We start from the raw sequence: 17,158 nt of genomic DNA, 5'->3' as shown, positions 1-17,158 counted from the left end.
GCCCAGCCGAGTCGGTGACCGGCCCTCGGGGCGATCGTTCGGCCGACCGGTGCCGGACCGCCCGGCGCCGGCGGCCGGCAGTCGGCGCCGGGACGTGGAGGATCCGACGGCCGCGCCGAACCCGGATCCGTCCGCGCCGGAAACACTCCGGCCGGGTGGAGGGCCGGGACCGCCCAGGAGGGGGCGGCGAGCCGAACTGGGACCCGTGGTGCCGCGACTGTCGCGGTGATCGCCCTTACGGGGTCTCATCCCTCCCGCAACACCCCTTCCCGCGCCGCCAGCTTGCGCAGCATCTCCAGGACCCGGTCCCTGGACTCGTCCGCCGCGTCGATGGCCTCCATGCACTGCCAGTACGTCCCCTCGTCCGCCGCCGAACTGGCGACGCCGACGAGGGCGATGCCGACCTCGCCGAGGAGATCGCCCAGACGAAGGAGGGCCTCGCGGGCGTCGTCCAGTTCGGTGAGCCGGGCGGCGAGCAGGTCACCGGGATCGAGGTCCGGGGTCTCCAGCACTCCGCAGCCCCGTCCCGCCAGCTCGGTCAATCCCAGGGCCTCGCCTCGCAGTTCGGGCGGACCCGAGACCGCCAGGCGACTGCCGATCGCCTGGGCCAGGGCCTGCGCCTGCCATACCTCCGTCAGGGTCCGTCTCCCGCCACCACTGCTCGCGAGAGCCCTGCTGCTCGTCAGGATGAGCCGCACCGCGTCCATGGGCGCCCCCGTCTGTCCCGACGTGCTCCGCGCACGTCGACCTCACTGCACCACTACCCAGAGTGAAGGCGTGTGGGGCGAAAAGCCAGAGGAAGACCGAAATCTGTGGACAACAAATTGATTTCGGACAGCCGATTAACTACTAAGAGTAATATCGGAGCATGGGGCTCCGCTAAGCGGTCCGGCGCGGCCGCCCCTCGGGGAGTCGACCGGACCTCCCGTCCGCTCCCCGGACGGGAGGACCCAGGGGCGTCGGCGGAGCTGATCGCCACCGCCCTCGCGCTCCTGCCCGAGGCCGCCCGCCGAGTTCGCCGCGGCCGAGCGCGGACGCCGGCCCGTCTTGAGCGGACCACCGCACCGACGGCGTGGTCACGGACGGGAAGCACCGTGCCACGCCGGACGGCGTCGCCCCGCGGCGGCACCCTCCGCCTCGGTGCCCGGCGCTGTCCCACCCCCGTCCTACGCTGCCGCCATGAGCATCCCTCCCCACTACGGCGCGCACCGCACGACACCGCTGACCGAGGGTGGGTCGGTTTCCGTCACGGGCGCCGTCACCGCGCATCCGGCGTCGTTTCCGTACGGCGACGGGAAGGGCGCGCACCTGTACGACGGGCGCGCGCCAGGGACGGCCTCGGCGTCCCTGGGGAAGAGACCGATCAGGGGTGGCCTCGACGCCCGGTGGGACGAGACCCAGGGGTACGCCGTACCCCGGATGCGCGGCCCGGTGCTGATCGGGGAACTCGCGGCGGTTGCCGACGGGATGGGGGAAGAGGGATGACGGAGGCGAACCCGGAGAAGGCGGCGGACCCTTCGCCGCGCGCTCCGGAGTGCACTGCGGAGCAGCGGCGCCTCATCGATTTCGGCGAGGCGCTGTACCGCCGCATCACGCCGGACGCGGATCTGGGGCACGTGCTGCTGCCGGAGGACGACGCGGTGGCTGTCGTACACCGCGTGCGGGGCGGTGGGACGATCCTCGTGGCGGCCGACCGGTCGGTTCTCTTCTTCGGTTCGGCGCTCGACCTCGGTGCCGCCCTGATCGACTTCCGGGCCGGCCGGCGCACCCCTGTGGAGCGGTTCCGGTAGTGCGTCGGCCGGCGGCGCGGGCCCCGGACAGACGGTGACACGCGGGACGCCCACCACTGGGAAGGCCGCTTCCCACCAGACGGCTACGGTGCCGGAAACCGCCGCTCGTTGCGGTCGATCTTCGCGTCCAGTGCCGCCAGCGGATCGATGCCGAGCACCTCGCACAGTTGCAACAGATACGCGAACACGTCGGCGACCTCGTCGGTCACCCGGTGCGCGCGCTCCGGGTCGTCCATCACGCGCGCCGACTCCTCCGGGGTGGACCACTGGAAGATCTCCAGCAGTTCGGAGGCCTCCACACTGAGCGCGGAGACGAGGTTCTTGGGGGTGTGGTACGGCTGCCAGTTCCGGGCGGCCGCGAACTCGGCCAGCCGGCGCTGAAGCTTCGCCACGTCGAGATGTTCTGTCACGGCTCCAGGTGTACCACCGTGACGCCCGCGGTCTCCGCGGCCCAGGAAGCGTCGCTCACCGTCCCGACGCAGCGGATGTGGCCACGCTCGCCCATCCGGACGGCGAGTCGCAGCAGTTGGCGGCGCTGGCACACGTCCAGGTCCCGGTCGAAGCCGTCGGCGAGCACGGTGAGGGCACGCATCGCGTCCGGCACCTCGACAGGCGGGTCGACGTCCAGGACGCCGGTGCCGGTCAGCAGGACCAGGGTGAGGGCGAGGTGGCGCAGTTCGCCGTCGCCGAGGCGCGCCAGTTCGGTACGCGGTCCCGCGCCCCGGTCGAGCAGGGCGCGGACGGTTCCGTCGCCGAGGGGCTCGGCGAGCACATCGGTCACCGGTCCCGCGCAGCCGGCGCGGACGGCCGCCACGAGCTGCGCGTGCCGCCGTACGCACTCCTCACGCGTGCGCCACAGGACGTCGGCGAGGTTGTCGCAGCCGCCCAGCAGGCGTCCGGAACCCATGCGGACGGGGGTGCGCATACGGTCGGGCCGGGGGTCGCAGGCGAAGACGGAGCGCAGCGCGACCAGCATCTGTTCGGCGGCGGCGAGCACCTGGCGCTGTCCGTCGGTCTTGCCGGCCACGCGCAACGGCAGCAGGGCGGTGGCGAGGCGGTCGTCGGGCAGCGGGGCGCGCGTGACCGGCGAGGAACCGGCGGTGTGCCAGGCGGCCTGCACCGTACGCCGGCTCGGATCCCGCAGCGCGGTCTCCAGCAGCACGAGCCCGTCGGCGCTCAGCCGCTCCCCCACGATGCGCAGGTCCGGCTCGGCCTGGACGGCGACGTCGAGCCGGACCGGGCCCTCGGGTCCGTCGGCCGTGCATCCGATACGGAACCCGCGTCGGTGCTGGGCGTCGGGCCGGGCCCGGTCCGGCACACAGGCGACCGGGTCCGGGAACACCTCCCCGACCGCGCTCCCGCCCGCGAGCCGGGCCAGCGCCTCGTACGCCCGCAGCACGCTCGTCTTCCCGCTCCCACTGGGCCCGGCGAAGAGAGTGACCGCGCCCAGCGGATGGGCGGCCCGCCGATGCCGTGCGAAGGCGGAGAGCCGCAGCTCGGTGAGGCCGGGGCGGCGGGGACGCGAGGGGAGGGAGGGGGCCTGGTGATCCGGGAAATCCTGGACGCCCCGGGGCGTTCGCGGCTCACCCGGTTGCCGCGCGGACCCTGAAGGGGGTGACCCGGCGGCGGACGCGGGCCCGGCGGGAGACGGGAACCCCTCCACGGACGCGGGCCCGGCGGGGAAGGGGAATCCCTCGACGGACGCGGGCCCGACGGGAGGCGAGGACACGGAAGATGTCAGCGGCACGGCCATGTGCGGACCGTAGAACTCTGCCGGTCCGGCGAACCGTTCCGCCCTCGTGAGCTTCCTACGAACGAGCGACGGCGCGCGCGGGGCGGACCCGGTGAGTGTCCGTCACCGCCCGGCGCGCCCTCCCGCGCCCCACGCCCGTCTCACACTCCCCGCGCCGCGCGCCTCACCCACTTCGCGCTCCGCGCCCCTCACACTCCCGCGCCCTCGATGAGCCCGCTCACCTCGGTGCCCGGCGGGGTCAGCAGAAACACGTTGCGGTCGACCCGGTGCATCCCGCTGGCGAGGCCGAAGACCACGCCGGTGGAGAAGTCCAGGACGCGCTTGGCGACGTCGGTCTCCGCGCTGCTCAGATCGAGCAGCACCGGAATGCCCGCCATCAGGGTCTCGGCGACCTCGCGCGCGTCCGCGAAGACATTGACCCTCAGGACGACGAAGCGCCGCCGGGTCTCCGTCTCCGCGTCCGGCAGCGCTCGATGTCCCACCGCCGACGGCCACGCGTCCCGGCCGCGCAACGGAACGACCTGAGCGAGCCCTTCCCACTGTTCATCGGTGACGTCGTAACGGTTCACCGGCACCCCCGAACTGACTCGCTTCAACTGCCTGCACCAGCCATTCTTACGCCAAATCACCCGTTCGGCCCAACAGCGACACGGTCCGCGACAGAGTCGGGAGCCACCGTGTCTCACCTCACGAGCCTCACACCGAAGTCTTCACCTCCGCGAACACCCCGCTCGCCGTCCCCGATTACCGTTCCGCGCCCCGCAGTTGGCAAGAACCGCACGGATGACACCCGTGCGGCGGACTCCGCCGACGATGTCCGCCCTCCCGAACCGTCCGGCCGCCCGCGCCATCGCGCCGCGTCCCTGACGCCGCCCGCTTCCGGCCACCGGTGGCGACCGAGCAGGGCGGCGACCGAGGACGGCCGGACACGGAGAACGGCCGCCCCCGAGCCCCCTCCCGGGAACCGGACCTTCCGGGCAACCCGACGCGACTCAGAATTGGAACGATTCCATTTCTTGAACCGTTCGTGTTTGTGGCTTAGGTTGGCGTCATGACCGCACCCGGGATTCCGTCCACGGCGGAGGAGCTGCGCGGTGCCGGCCTGCGGGTGACGGCGGCCCGCGTCGCGCTGCTGGACACCGTGCGCGAGGGCGGCCACCTCGAGGTCGAGACGATCGCCACGGGCGTGCGCGACCGAGTGGGTCACATATCGCTGCAAGCCGTCTACGAAGCGCTCCACGCGCTCACCGCGGCCGGTCTGCTGCGCCGCATCGAGCTTCCGGGCAGCCCCGCCCGGTTCGAGGGCCGCGTCGGGGACAACCACCACCACCTCGTGTGCCGCTCCTGCGGCACCGTGGCCGACGTCGACTGCGCGGTCGGCCACGCCCCTTGTCTGACCGCCTCCGACAACCGTGGCTTCTCCGTCGACGAGGCCGAGGTCGTCTACTGGGGCCTGTGCCCCGAGTGCTCCGGCACCCCCCACTGACCACCTGATCCACGCAGTAGCCCAGCCCCGTGATCCACGCAGTTCGGAAGGATTCCCCCATGACCGAGAACCATGACGCGATCGTCACGGACCCGACGCCGGAGGAGACGGGCGGCTGCCCGGTCGCGCACGGGCGGGCCCTCCACCCGACCCAGGGCGGCGGCAACCGTCAGTGGTGGCCGGAGCGCCTGAACGTCAAGATCCTCGCCAAGAACCCGGCCGTGGCCAACCCGCTCGGTGAGGAGTTCGACTACGCGGAGGCGTTCAAGAGCCTCGACCTCGCGGCCGTGAAGCAGGGCATCGCCGAGGTGCTGACGACCTCGCAGGACTGGTGGCCGGCCGACTTCGGCAACTACGGCCCGTTGATGGTCCGGATGGCCTGGCACAGCGCCGGCACCTACCGCATCAGCGACGGCCGCGGCGGCGCCGGCGCCGGTCAGCAGCGCTTCGCCCCGCTCAACAGCTGGCCGGACAACGCCAACCTCGACAAGGCCCGCCGTCTGCTGTGGCCGGTCAAGAAGAAGTACGGCCAGAGCCTGTCCTGGGCCGACCTGCTGGTCCTCACCGGCAACGTGGCCCTGGAGCAGATGGGCTTCGAGACCTTCGGCTTCGGCGGCGGCCGCGAGGACGTCTGGGAGCCCGAGGAGGACGTGTACTGGGGCCCCGAGACCACCTGGCTCGACGACCAGCGCTACACCGGCGACCGCGAGCTGGAGAACCCGCTCGGCGCCGTCCAGATGGGCCTCATCTACGTCAACCCCGAGGGCCCGAACGGCAACCCGGACCCGCTGGCCGCGGCCCGCGACATCCGTGAGACGTTCCGCCGGATGGCGATGAACGACGAGGAGACGGTCGCCCTGATCGCGGGCGGTCACACCTTCGGCAAGACGCACGGCGCCGGCCCCGCCGACCACGTCGGCGACGACCCCGAGGCCGCCTCGCTGGAGGAGCAGGGCCTCGGCTGGAAGAGCACCTACGGCACCGGCAAGGGCGGGGACACCATCACCTCCGGCCTGGAGGTCACCTGGACCGCCACGCCGACCCGGTGGAGCGACGGCTTCTTCAGGAACCTGTTCGAGTTCGAGTACGAGCTGACCGAGTCCCCGGCCGGCGCCAAGCAGTGGGTGGCGAAGAACGCCGAGGCGATCATCCCCGACGCGCACGACCCGTCGAAGAAGCACCTCCCGACGATGCTCACCACCGACCTGGCGCTGCGTTTCGACCCGGTCTACGAGCAGATCTCCCGCCGGTTCCACGAGAACCCGGACCAGTTCGCGGACGCCTTCGCCCGCGCCTGGTACAAGCTGACCCACCGTGACATGGGTCCCAAGTCGCTGTACCTCGGCCCGGAGGTTCCGCAGGAGACGCTGCTGTGGCAGGACCCCCTGCCGGAGCGGACGTACGAGTTGATCGACGCCGGTGACATCGCCGCCCTCAAGGAGCAGGTCCTCGGCTCGGGCCTGACGGTGTCGCAGCTGGTGTCCACCGCTTGGGCGTCGGCCTCGACGTTCCGCGGCAGCGACAAGCGCGGCGGCGCCAACGGCGCGCGCATCCGCCTGGAGCCGCAGCGCGGCTGGGCGGTCAACGACCCCGACCAGCTCGCGCTCGTGCTGCGCACCCTGGAGGGCATCCAGCAGTCCTTCAACTCCGGCCGCGCCGACGGCAAGCAGGTCTCGCTGGCCGACCTGATCGTGCTGGCCGGTGCCGCCGCGGTCGAGCGGGCCGCCAAGGAGGGCGGCTTCGAGGTCGAGGTGCCGTTCACGCCGGGCCGGGTGGACGCGACCGAGGAGCACACCGACGCGGAGTCCTTCGCCGCGCTGGAGCCGAACGCCGACGGGTTCCGCAACTACGTCGGCAAGGGCAACCGCCTGCCGGCCGAGTACCTGCTCCTCGACAAGGCCAACCTGCTGACGCTGAGCGCACCCGAGATGACCGTCCTCGTCGGCGGCCTGCGCGTCCTGGGCGCCAACCACCAGCAGTCGCAGCTCGGCGTCCTCACCACCACGCCCGGCTCCCTGACCAACGACTTCTTCGTCAACCTGCTCGACCTGGGCACGACGTGGACGTCTACCTCGGAGGACCAGAACACCTTCGAGGGCCGTGACGCCGCCACGGGCGAGATCAAGTGGGCCGGCACCCGCGCCGACCTCGTCTTCGGCTCGAACTCCGAGCTGCGCGCGCTGGCGGAGGTCTACGCGAGCGACGACGCGAAGGAGAAGTTCGTCAAGGACTTCGTCGACGCCTGGGTCAAGGTCTCCAACCTGGACCGCTTCGACCTGGTCTGATCCCCGCGCCCAACGGCCGGGCCGGCTCCTTCTGGACCGGCCCGGCCGTCCGCGTACGGGCCCGCGGCTCCGCGGGCCGCTCCGGGGCACATGCCCGGTCCCGGTACCGCAGCAGCTCTGGGCGACCGGGAAACCGGGTGCCCGACGATTCCCCGGCAGTCATCGAGCCGAGCTTCCCCCTACATCTGCGCCAGAGCCGCGCCGGGCCCCCGGCGCGACATCCCGGTTTCCCGCCGCCGCGGACCGCGCGGGCATCCGCCCGGGCGCTCTGTCCTCACGACGACGGCGCTCGGTCCCGGCGCTACCCCGCCGGCGCAGCCTGCGGGGGGCGTCGCCGTGCTCGCCGTCGCACTGGTACACGAACACCGTGGCCCCCTTCGGGTCGGTCAGACGCCGGCGATCCGAGCCGGCTCGGATCGCCGGAGTGCGTAGGCTCCCGCGAGCACCGGACAGCTGTCGGCGGTCCACAAGTGGGTGCGGTCGCGCCCGCCCGTCCCGGTGAGTGCCTCGAAGTTCCCCGCGCATCCGGAGCGCTCGCACACGGCACGCAAACGGACACTGATGTCGTCGGCCACGTGATGGTGCGGTGCCCGGCGCCATCGGCCCGGGCTGGGCGTGCACGGCCGTGCACGCCGCCTCTCAGGAGATCCCCTGGACCGGGGCAGGCCGGCGACTTCGCGCAGCCACTGCGGCGGGCCGACCAGCAGGTCCTGCTCGGCGCGGACGGCACGGTGACCCCGCCGGTGCGGATCATGAACGAGATGTCGGCGTACCGGGTCATCAGGGGCGGACCACTCGGCGACGACTCGAGGACCGCTCCGGCCGCCCGCTCCGTCGGGCGGGCGGGCCGTCGGGCGGGCGGAGCGAGGCGCTCTGCCCCGGTGAGCGCGTCAGCGGGGCAGACGCCTGCGGCGGCGGCCCAGCCGCACACCGAGGAGGACGAAGTCGGCGATCAGGACCAGCACACCGATGACCAGCAGGTAGAAGAGACCCTTCGCCACCACTCCGATGACGCCGAGCACGATGGCCACGATGACCAGCAGGAGGAAGAGAGCCATCCGTGTCACCTCGAGGTGGGGGAAGTCGGCGGGGCCGTCAGCGGCGCGCGAGGCGACGTTCGCCGCCCGCACCCGTTCGGTAGGCGAGATCGTAGTGCGCGAAGACCGTCTTCTCGTCCTCCGCGAGCAGTTCGCCGTCCGTGCCGATCGAGGGCGCTTCCTTGACGTGCTTCTTGTCGTGAGCGACCTTCAGGTAACCGGGGCCGACCGTCGCCCCGTCGAGGGGGACGAACACCAGCCGGTGGCGGGTCGGCAGGCCGACCGTGACCGTCGCGAACGCGGGCAGGTCCGTGGCCGTGTCGACGTAGAGCGCCTCCAGGACGCCGATCTTGTGCCGCTCGTGGTCGACCACATCGTGGCCGCGCCACTCCCTGATGTCTTCCGCCTCGAACACGGGGTCCCTCCGTCACAGGTCAGCTGAAGGACCACTGTCTCGTCCTTCCCTTGCTCTCTCCTTACCTGCCTGCGGGACGGCACACCAGGCGGAGCCGAGCGATCACGGCCCGCTGACCGGGGCGGCAGAAACAGCTCATCGGCACACCGTGAGGAATCGCCACTCCGCGCGAGACCCCGCATCTCCCCGCCGCCCGTGGTGCGTGGTGGCGGCCGGCCGCCCGGGACAGCGACTTCGGCGCCCGCCCGAGCGGCGGGCGAGGGGGCCGCGTCGTCGGCGGCCGGGCGTACCGGATGCTGACCGGCCCGCCCGGCTGCCGACCGGGATCCGTCGCTGCTCGACGGCCGCCCCCGGCAGCGAGACCCGGCTCATGCCGCTGCTCGCGCGCTCTGACGCGATCGGTTACGACGCGATCGGTTACGACGCGTCCGTATACGACGGATCCGTAGCAGTCACCGGATGCTTGCCGGACCGGTGCCACCAGTGGCGGCGCCGGGGATGCACGGCACGGCCCAACCGGAGGCCGATCAGCAGGTAACCGAGGAGAGCACCTGTGGTGTTGAGCAGCACGTCATCGATGTCGAAGGTGCGCCCGGTGACAAGGGCGCCCTGGACGAGTTCCACGAGGAGCATCACGACAGCGGTGACCACCGCTACCCGGACCAGCCCGCGCGCTCGGGGCACCAGCACCGGCAGCAGCACGCCGAACGGCACACCCAGCAGGATGTTGCCGCCGAGCTGCTTGACGGTGTCAAGGGACGCGGGCTGGGCGAGATAGGCACGGATGGAGTCACCAGGGCGCAGATTGCTGTGCGTCAACGGCACGGACGCCGCCGACGGTTCCAGCGTCAGCCGGGCCAGCACCACCGCGAATCCCACCATCGCCGCGAAGGCCAGCAGCATGGCCAGCACCCGCCCGAACAGAGGCAGGGGAGGTTTTCCGGGACTCCGTTCCCCGGATTCCGTCGCGCTCTCGTCACGCAGAACTGTCCGCGCCATTACAAGCTCCTAGCCAAAGTGGGTTGCTTGGACGTTCCGATACCCGCGTCGTGAAGCGGCAGGCACTGTGCGCCGTCCGTTCCGGTCCGAAGTTGTCGTCGCGCCCGGAGTTGGACGAGTGTGCGCCGCGTCGTCACGCTCCTCAGCGAAGCGGGCGGGCCGGGCCGCCGACATCCACGAGTGCCGGCGCGGGTCAGGTACTGGTGCTGGTGCTGGTGCTGGTGCGACAGGCGGCGCGATGCGACCGGCAGCGCTTGTCAGCGGCACTGGCTACGTTGTTCTGGCGTACCGGTCGTCGCTTGGCCGTAGCGATGCCGGTGGGCGAGGAAACCGGTGCCTGGCCGATCAGGGCGAGGGCTGGGCAGCTCACGCCCCGCCGGTCATCGACGGCGGAGTTTGGCCAGTTCGGCGTTGAACTGGGCCCCCGTGAGAAGGGCCAGGTTGGACAGCCACAGCCACACCAGGAAGACGATGATCCCGGCGAGCGATCCGTACAGCCGGTTGTAGGTGCCGAGGTGCGAGACGTAGAGGGCGAAACTCGCCGAGGCGACGAGCCACAGGACCACGGCCAGAGCGTCTCCCAGAAGCCGCTGCCGCACCCCACGGGTCCCGGGCGGGCCCGAGCGGAACAACACCAGCACCAAGGTGGCGACCAGGCACAGCAGAAGCGGCCATTTCAGCGCGTTCCATGCGAGGCCCGCAACCCCGCCCATGCCCACGAGCCGGCCGACGGTGTGGGCCGCTTCCCCGGTCAGGATGAGCAGCAGGGCACTGGAAACCAGCAGTATCAGCAGCACCAGGGCGGTCATCACCAACCGTGGTGCCGTCCTCCACGCCGGGCGCAGATCCTCTATGCCGTGCATGACGTGCAGGGCTCGGCGGAACACCCCCAGATAGCTGGAGGCGGACCACAGGGCGCCGATCGTGCCGAGGACGGCCAGCGTCCAGGCGGCTGTGTGCTGCTCCGCCATGCCCTCCAGCGTGCTCCGCATGACGGGGCGGGACTCGGTCGGCACGACAGCGATCACGTTACTGATCAGCGTGTCGATGGTCGAGGCGCCGACGATTCCCAGCAGTGAGACCGTGACGAGGAGCGTCGGGAAGAGCGCGAGCACCGCGTAATAGGTGAGTGCGGCGGCGAAGTCGGTCACGTTGTCGTTCCACACCGAGGCGGGCGTTCGCCGCAGAGCGCTGCCGATGTGGCGCCAGCCCGGCAGGTCGCGCGCATACGTCGGGGGCGGCAGGGATGGTGCGGTTCCCTGGCGTGTCTGCGACGAGTGAGGTGCCGGGCCCTCTGCCGTGCAGCGGGGCAGCTTCGAGCGGTCGGCACCGTCCGGCTCGACCGCGGGTGTTGGCGAGTTGCTCATCAGGCGGGCGCCTTCCCCTGTGCCGTGTGCCGTCGTCCGGCTCTTGAATGGGGCCTGCATTCCCGAGGAGCAAGGGCGCGGGGTGAGAATGCGGATTCCTCGGAGTCGTCCCACAACGGAAACCGCTGCCGAAAACGCGTGCAGCTGGGGCCCGCACCCCGAAGGATGCGGGCCCCAGCTGCGAAGCGCGCGTCAGCGTCAGGCCGGAACGATGTTCTCGGCCGTCGGGCCCTTCTGGCCCTGCGCGATGTCGAAGGTGACCTTCTGGCCCTCGAGCAGCTCACGGAAGCCCTGCGCGGCGATGTTCGAGTAGTGGGCGAACACGTCAGCGCCGCCACCGTCCTGCTCGATGAAGCCGAAGCCCTTTTCCGCGTTGAACCACTTCACGGTACCAGCAGCCATGTCATATCTCCTTTGGGGCAGTACATCGGAATCCGCACCGCGCGGACACCGTGTCGCTGTGATGATTACCCCGCCCGACAAATGACCGGCATACAAAAGTGCTCCCACCTGCCGAAACCGAGTGGGGGCACTTGAAGTTTTGGGAACCACAACTGCAACTGACATCGACAGTAGCACGCTGGAACGGCCTGCGTGTGTTGCACAATTGCACTCCGTTCATTGCGGCAATAACTCTCGTCGCATGGTCCGTAATACTCTCACCTGGCGGGCACAGATATTGGTTCACCTTGGGCACAACCTTCCATGAAAAGGGTGCAGCCAGCCGCTCCAGGACGCTCACACGACAACGCACGCGGCGTCCGCGAGACGGCCCTTCCGGGGACGTCCAGCAGCTGTCAGGGGCGCCCGGGGCGCGGGAGGCGCGCCAGGTCGCACGGCGGTGATGGGGCCCTCGGGCTCCGACAAGACCATCCCGCTGCACTGTCTCGCGGGGTGGACCGGCCTACCGGGGACTCCGCCTGGTGGGGGCAGGAGGCAGGTGGCCCGTTTGCCCGCGCGGCGGCCGGCGAAGCTGCGGCGCAGCCGGGTCGGCCTGATGCCGTCTACGACGGTCACGCGGCACGTCGAACTCTTCAGGGGCTGTCGGCCTCCTCCAGGAGGGCCTCGTCGTGCGTGGCCTCGTCGTGCGTGGCCTCGTCGTGCTGACCGGTCCGGTCTCCTCGCACCGCAGCGCGTCCGGGAGCGGGGACTGCCGGTGCCACCCTGCTCCCCCGGGGGGTGCACGGACCTCCACGGCCCGGACGGCAGCCGCTGGGTACAGAGCTTCGACGAGCGCGGCAATCGGGTAGCGGTCACCGATCCGGCCGACCATACGACCCGGTACAGGTGTATCCACCGGCCGTCGATGAACTACATCCCCCGTGGTACGGCTGCGGTGGGGCGACCGGCCGATCGGCGCGGCGTGGCACTGTTACGGGACAGGACGTCGAGGTCAGGAAATGGGGAACCAGGCCGACAGACGCTTGGCAATGGCCGGTACTTCGATGTTGTCCTGCGCGACTTCCTCGACGAATGGGCCGGCAACGGAGACGGGCGGCGGCACGGTACTGGCGCTGACGCCGTTGAACCGCAGGAAGACACGCATGGTGAGCCAGGCGGTGCGCTTGTTACCGTCGATCAGCGCATGATTGCGGGCAACGGAATGCAGCAGTGCCGCCGCCTTCTCGTGCAGCGTGGGATATAGCTCGGCTCCGAACACGTTCGTCCGGGGTCGCTCGATCGCCGACACCAGGAGTCCCATGTCACGCACACTGTGCTCGGTACCGTTGACCGTGCGGGCAATGGCCAGGATCTCGTCGATCTGGATGTAGCGCACGTCCGTCACTTCAGGTAGTCCAGAATCTCCGCATCGCTGTCCATCAGCTCGGCCAAGACGTCATCGACCTTCAGCTCGGCCCTGTTCTGGGCGTCGCGGATGGCCTCGATGGCAAGTTCCTGCTTGCTGCGGCCCTCCCGACGAGCCCGCTCGGTGAGCTTCGCGTCAAGGTCGTCGGGGAGTCGGAGTGTCATCGCCATACAGCGATGATACCTGACCGGTATCAACGTGACACGGTCGAGCCGCGTTCCCGGCCCCCGGGGAACGTTGGCCGGGGTGACCACTCGCACCGCCTGCGGCGGTGCAGCAGAAGTAACCCACCCGGACAACAAAAGCGCAGGTCAGGAGCCCTTGTCCGCAGGTTCGAGGATCGCCACGCACTCCACGTGATGCGTCATCGGGAACAGATCGAAAGCCCGCAGAGTCCGCACCCGATACCCCCCGTCCCGGAAGTACCCCAGGTCCCGAGCCAGTGCGGCCGGGTCGCACGCCACGTACGCGATCTTCCGCGCCCCGAGGGACGACAGGTGCTCGACCGTCTTTCGTCCCGCTCCCGCCCGCGGGGGGTCGAGGACGATGAGGTCGACCTCGCTGATCCCCGTGCGCGGGAGCACGCTCTCCACCTTGCCCTGCTCGATCCGCACGCGGTCGAAGTCGGCGAGGTTGTGCCGGGCGTCCTCGACGGCGCGCTTGCCGGACTCGATGCCGAGGACCGCGCCCTTGTCGCCGAGGCGGTCCGCGAGGGCGCCCGCGAAGAGGCCGACGCCGCAGTACAGGTCCAGCGCCATGTCGCCCTTGCGTGGCAGGAGGCCCTGCATGACGGCCTTGACGAGGGTGTCGGCGGCCTGCGGGTGGACCTGCCAGAAGCCGCCACTGCCGACGCGGTACGTCCGGCCGTCGGCGCGCTCGCGCACGAACGCGCGGCCGTGGACGCGGTGGATGCCGCCGTCGTGCTCCTCGACGCGCATGACCGAGACGGGCCTGTCGAGTTCGACGAGGGGCAGGCGAGCGCCGGGCCGAGGTTCGAGGATCACCATGCGGTCCTGGCTACCCGTCGCCGCGATGGCGTCGACGGAAGCCATTCCGGACCAGTCGCGGTCCTCGATGCCCAGCTCGCTGACGCCCGGGGCCGCGATCATGCAGTGTTCGATCGGCTCGACCTCGTGCGAGCGGTGGCGGCGCAGCCCGGCGTTGCCGTCGGCGTCCACCGCGTACTGCACGCGCGTCCGCCACTGGGGCACCTGACCGGCCGGCAGCTTGTCGCCCTCGGCCGGCATCACGGTGCCGTCCCAGCCGGCCTCCTCGGGCGTGAGGCCCGCGAGCCGCTTGAGCTGCTCGGCGATGACCTCGCCCTTGAGGCGGCGCTGGGCGCCCGGCTTGGCGTGCTGCCAGTCGCAGCCGCCGCAGCGGCCGGGTCCGGCGTACGGGCAAGGTGCCTCGACGCGGTCCTTGGACGCCTCCAGCACCCGCACGGCGTCCGCGCGCAGGAAGCGCGCGCCCTCCTCGCCGTCGGTCACCCGGGCCACGACCCGCTCGCCGGGCAGCGTGTGCCGGACGAACAGCACCTGACCCTCGTCCGTGCGGGCGATGCAGTGCCCGCCGTGGGCGACGGGACCGACCTCGACCTCGTACTCCTCGCCGACGAGCGACCGCGCCTGCGAGTCCGCCTGCGAGTTCTTCGGTTCTGCCTGCATGGCGGGATGACTCCACTACTCGAACGAGGTACGGCCGGACAACAGCCCACCAGTCTACGTGGCTGTCGTCCGGCCGCTCACCATGATCAGGTCAGGCCGACGAGTCCGGGGAACCCGGGCCCGGCGTGCCCGGGGAGCCGGGGGAACCCGTGCCCGACGGCTCCTTCGGGCGCCCCTCGTGGGCGGGACCGCGCCGCACCGAGCCCGGAGCGTTCCAGTCCTGCCGCTTGCGGGCCCGCTTCTTGGCCACCTCGGAGGACTGGAGCTGGTACGGCACCGAGGTCACCATCACGCCCGGTGTGAACAGCAGGCGGCCCTTCAGCCGGAGCGCGCTCTGGTTGTGCAGCAGCTGCTCGTACCAGTGACCGACCACGTACTCGGGGATGATCACCGAGACGGCGTCCCTCGGCGACTCCCGGCGCAGACTCTTGACGTACTCGATGACCGGCCGCGTGACCTCGCGGTAGGGCGAGTCGAGCACCTTCAGCGGTACGTCGATGCCGCGCCGTTCCCACTCCTCGCGCAGTGCCTTCGTCTCGGCCGGGTCGACGTTGACGGTGAGCGCCTCCAGGGTGTCGGAGCGCATCAGCTTGGCGTAGGCGAGGGCGCGCAGCGTCGGACGGTGGATCTTGGAGATCAGCAGCACCGAGTGGACGCGGGAGGGGCGGACGCTGTCGTCGCTGGGTCCGTCGGGTGCGGCGAGTTCCGCCGAGACGCCGTCGTAGTGGCGGCGGATCGCGGTCATCGTGCCGTAGAAGATCACCATGCCGAGCAGGGCGACCCAGGCGCCGTGGGTGAACTTGGTGAGGAGGACGACCACCAGGACCACGCCGGTGAAGAAGGCGCCGAAGGTGTTGATCGCCCGGGAGCGGACCATGTGGCGGCGCTTGGCCGGATCGGTCTCGGTCGCCAGGTGGCGGTTCCAGTGCCGGACCATGCCGGTCTGGCTGAGCGTGAAGGACACGAACACGCCGACGATGTACAGCTGGATCAGCCGCGTGGAGTCGGCGTCGTACAGCACGATCAGCAGGGTCGCCGCGCCCGCGAGGAGCACGATGCCGTTGGAGAACGCCAGGCGGTCGCCGCGGGTGTGCAGCTGGCGGGGCAGGTAGCGGTCCTGGGCGAGGATCGAGCCGAGCACCGGGAACCCGTTGTAGGCGGTGTTGGCGGCCAGGAACAGCACCAGCGCGGTCGCCGCGGCGAGCACGATGAAGAGGAAGCTGCCCTTACCGAAGACGGCCTCGGCGACCTGGGTGATCACCGGGTTCTGGACGTAGTCGGAGCCGACCGCGGCGCCGTTGTGCAGCAGGTCCACGGCCGGGTTCTCGGCCATGCGGACGTCGGTGACCAGGGCCAGCACGATGATGCCGCAGAACATGGTGACGGCGAGCAGGCCCATCGCGGCGAGGGTCGTCGCCGCGTTCTTCGACTTGGGCTTGCGGAAGGCGGGCACGCCGTTGGAGATCGCCTCCACGCCGGTGAGCGCCGCGCATCCGGAGGAGAAGGCGCGCAGCAGGAGGAACAGCAGGGCGAAACCGGCCAGGCCCTGGTGCTCGGGCTTGATCGTGTAGTCGGCGGTGGGCGCCCGCATGGAGTCGTCCAGGACCAGTCCCCGGAACGCGCCCCACGCGATCATGATGAAGACGCCCGCGACGAAGACGTACGTCGGAATGGCGAAGAGCTTGCCGGACTCCTTGACGCCGCGCAGGTTCATCAGCGTCAGCAGGACGACGACGGCGACCGCGCAGGCCACCTTGTGCTCGACGACGAAGGGGATCGCGGAGCCGAGGTTCTCGATGCCGGAGGCGATGGATACGGCGACGGTCAGGACGTAGTCGACGAGCAGGGCGCTCGCGACGGTGAGACCGGCCTTGGCGCCGAGGTTGGTGTTGGCCACCTCGTAGTCGCCGCCGCCGCTCGGGTAGGCGTGGACGTTCTGCCGGTAGGAGGCGACCACCGTGAACATCAGCACCACGACCGCGACCGCGATCCACGGGCTGAAGTGGTATGCCGACACGCCCGCGATGGACAGGACCAGCAGCACCTCCCCGGGCGCGTAGGCCACGGAGGACAGCGGGTCGGAAGCGAAGACGGGTAGGGCGATGCGCTTCGGCAGGAGCGTTTCTCCGAGCCGATCACTGCGCAGTGCGCGCCCGATCAGAATCCGTTTGGGCACGTCGGTCAGTTTGGACACAACAGAGCATCGTAGGCCTTCGAACACGGGGTCGCCCACCCTCCCCCGGGGGTCAGCCGGGTGACATCGCGTCCCGGCCCCCTCAGGGCGCCCGCCGTCTGCCTCACAGGTGAAATCAGCCAGGGCTCGGCTACGGATTCCGTGGTCACGCCGATCGCCATGCCTCTATGACCATTCCCGTCCGCTGCCGCCCTCCCGGAGGTTCCACGCAGATGACCGCGGAGCTGATCCGCGCCGCCGGCACCCTCGTCGGCCTCGGAATCCTCACCCTCCTCAGCCTCTGGAGCATCAGCCGTCGCTGACGCGGTGAACGCTGCACAGGGGTGCCCTCGGCGGACCGCGCGTGTGTAGCTTGGTCGGC

Annotated in this window: 17 protein-coding genes; 4 read left to right on the top strand and 13 right to left on the bottom strand. The window is 70.7% G+C overall.

Translation table 11 applies throughout. From position 1 onward, the window contains the following. Positions 1-245: 245 nt before the first annotated feature. The gene (locus ACZ5Y0_RS16255) at positions 246-707 is read right to left on the bottom strand and encodes a DUF6099 family protein (RefSeq protein WP_469129312.1); all 462 of its coding nucleotides are present in this window, start codon (positions 705-707) and stop codon (positions 246-248) included. 472 nt (positions 708-1,179) lie between these two features. On the opposite strand from ACZ5Y0_RS16255, the gene ACZ5Y0_RS16250 reads away from it, so the two are divergent. Together ACZ5Y0_RS16250 and ACZ5Y0_RS16245 are read left to right on the top strand one after the other, a co-directional pair. Then, positions 1,180-1,485 (top strand): hypothetical protein, encoded by a 306-nt coding sequence (locus tag ACZ5Y0_RS16250; RefSeq protein WP_469129311.1) that lies wholly within the window; start codon positions 1,180-1,182, stop codon positions 1,483-1,485. Next, complete coding sequence (locus tag ACZ5Y0_RS16245; RefSeq protein ID WP_469129310.1) at positions 1,482-1,790, top strand: hypothetical protein; 309 nt, start codon at positions 1,482-1,484, stop codon at positions 1,788-1,790. The genes ACZ5Y0_RS16250 and ACZ5Y0_RS16245 overlap by 4 nt, the downstream gene beginning before the upstream one ends. Positions 1,791-1,873: 83 nt before the next feature. On the opposite strand, the gene ACZ5Y0_RS16240 is transcribed toward ACZ5Y0_RS16245, so the two are convergent. From ACZ5Y0_RS16240 to ACZ5Y0_RS16230, 3 genes are all read right to left on the bottom strand, one after another. Beyond that, positions 1,874-2,200, bottom strand: a complete 327-nt coding sequence (locus tag ACZ5Y0_RS16240; RefSeq protein ID WP_469129309.1) for a nucleotide pyrophosphohydrolase — start codon at positions 2,198-2,200, stop codon at positions 1,874-1,876. Continuing rightward, on the bottom strand, positions 2,197-3,543 hold the full coding sequence (locus tag ACZ5Y0_RS16235; RefSeq protein ID WP_469129308.1) for an ATP-binding protein: 1,347 nt from the start codon (positions 3,541-3,543) through the stop codon (positions 2,197-2,199). The genes ACZ5Y0_RS16240 and ACZ5Y0_RS16235 overlap by 4 nt, the downstream gene beginning before the upstream one ends. A gap of 188 nt (positions 3,544-3,731) precedes the next feature. Further along, on the bottom strand, positions 3,732-4,118 hold the full coding sequence (locus ACZ5Y0_RS16230; protein WP_469129428.1) for a cell division protein SepF: 387 nt from the start codon (positions 4,116-4,118) through the stop codon (positions 3,732-3,734). A gap of 476 nt (positions 4,119-4,594) precedes the next feature. Here ACZ5Y0_RS16230 and ACZ5Y0_RS16225 point away from each other — a divergent pair, with 476 nt between their 5' ends. Continuing rightward, positions 4,595-5,029: a Fur family transcriptional regulator gene (locus tag ACZ5Y0_RS16225; protein ID WP_469129307.1), complete on the top strand. Its 435-nt coding sequence runs from the start codon at positions 4,595-4,597 to the stop codon at positions 5,027-5,029. A gap of 59 nt (positions 5,030-5,088) precedes the next feature. Continuing rightward, a complete protein-coding gene (gene katG, locus ACZ5Y0_RS16220) occupies positions 5,089-7,314 on the top strand; it encodes a catalase/peroxidase HPI (protein WP_469129306.1) in 2,226 nt (741 codons plus the stop codon). An 890-nt stretch (positions 7,315-8,204) separates the two neighbouring features. On the opposite strand, the gene ACZ5Y0_RS16215 is transcribed toward katG, so the two are convergent. From ACZ5Y0_RS16215 to ACZ5Y0_RS16175, 9 genes are all read right to left on the bottom strand, one after another. Beyond that, positions 8,205-8,372: a hypothetical protein gene (locus ACZ5Y0_RS16215; RefSeq protein ID WP_469129305.1), complete on the bottom strand. Its 168-nt coding sequence runs from the start codon at positions 8,370-8,372 to the stop codon at positions 8,205-8,207. Between the two features lie 37 nt (positions 8,373-8,409). Continuing rightward, positions 8,410-8,766: a PRC-barrel domain-containing protein gene (locus tag ACZ5Y0_RS16210; RefSeq protein WP_469129304.1), complete on the bottom strand. Its 357-nt coding sequence runs from the start codon at positions 8,764-8,766 to the stop codon at positions 8,410-8,412. Between the two features lie 417 nt (positions 8,767-9,183). Then, entirely contained in the window at positions 9,184-9,765 is a 582-nt protein-coding gene (locus ACZ5Y0_RS16205) for a VanZ family protein (RefSeq protein WP_469129303.1), read from the bottom strand. 380 nt (positions 9,766-10,145) lie between these two features. Next, the gene (locus tag ACZ5Y0_RS16200) at positions 10,146-11,132 is read right to left on the bottom strand and encodes a YihY/virulence factor BrkB family protein (RefSeq protein ID WP_469129302.1); all 987 of its coding nucleotides are present in this window, start codon (positions 11,130-11,132) and stop codon (positions 10,146-10,148) included. Positions 11,133-11,330: 198 nt separating this feature from the next. Continuing rightward, a complete protein-coding gene (locus tag ACZ5Y0_RS16195; protein ID WP_023586116.1) occupies positions 11,331-11,534 on the bottom strand; it encodes a cold-shock protein in 204 nt (67 codons plus the stop codon). A gap of 991 nt (positions 11,535-12,525) precedes the next feature. Beyond that, positions 12,526-12,918: a type II toxin-antitoxin system death-on-curing family toxin gene (locus ACZ5Y0_RS16190; RefSeq protein ID WP_469129301.1), complete on the bottom strand. Its 393-nt coding sequence runs from the start codon at positions 12,916-12,918 to the stop codon at positions 12,526-12,528. Then, positions 12,915-13,109 carry a ribbon-helix-helix protein, CopG family gene (locus tag ACZ5Y0_RS16185; protein WP_037672007.1) on the bottom strand — a complete coding sequence of 65 codons (195 nt, stop codon included), beginning with the start codon at positions 13,107-13,109 and terminating at the stop codon, positions 12,915-12,917. Before ACZ5Y0_RS16185 ends, ACZ5Y0_RS16190 begins: the two co-directional genes overlap by 4 nt. 141 nt (positions 13,110-13,250) lie before the next feature. Beyond that, positions 13,251-14,603: a class I SAM-dependent RNA methyltransferase gene (locus tag ACZ5Y0_RS16180; protein ID WP_469129300.1), complete on the bottom strand. Its 1,353-nt coding sequence runs from the start codon at positions 14,601-14,603 to the stop codon at positions 13,251-13,253. A gap of 91 nt (positions 14,604-14,694) precedes the next feature. Further along, a complete protein-coding gene (locus ACZ5Y0_RS16175; RefSeq protein ID WP_469129299.1) occupies positions 14,695-16,797 on the bottom strand; it encodes an APC family permease in 2,103 nt (700 codons plus the stop codon). Between the last annotated feature and the right edge of the window lie 361 nt (positions 16,798-17,158).

This window comes from Streptomyces sp. NPDC033216 (assembly GCF_055577115.1).
The sequence above is the reverse complement of the archived record's forward strand: the minus strand, read 5'-3'. Positions and strand labels throughout refer to the sequence as shown.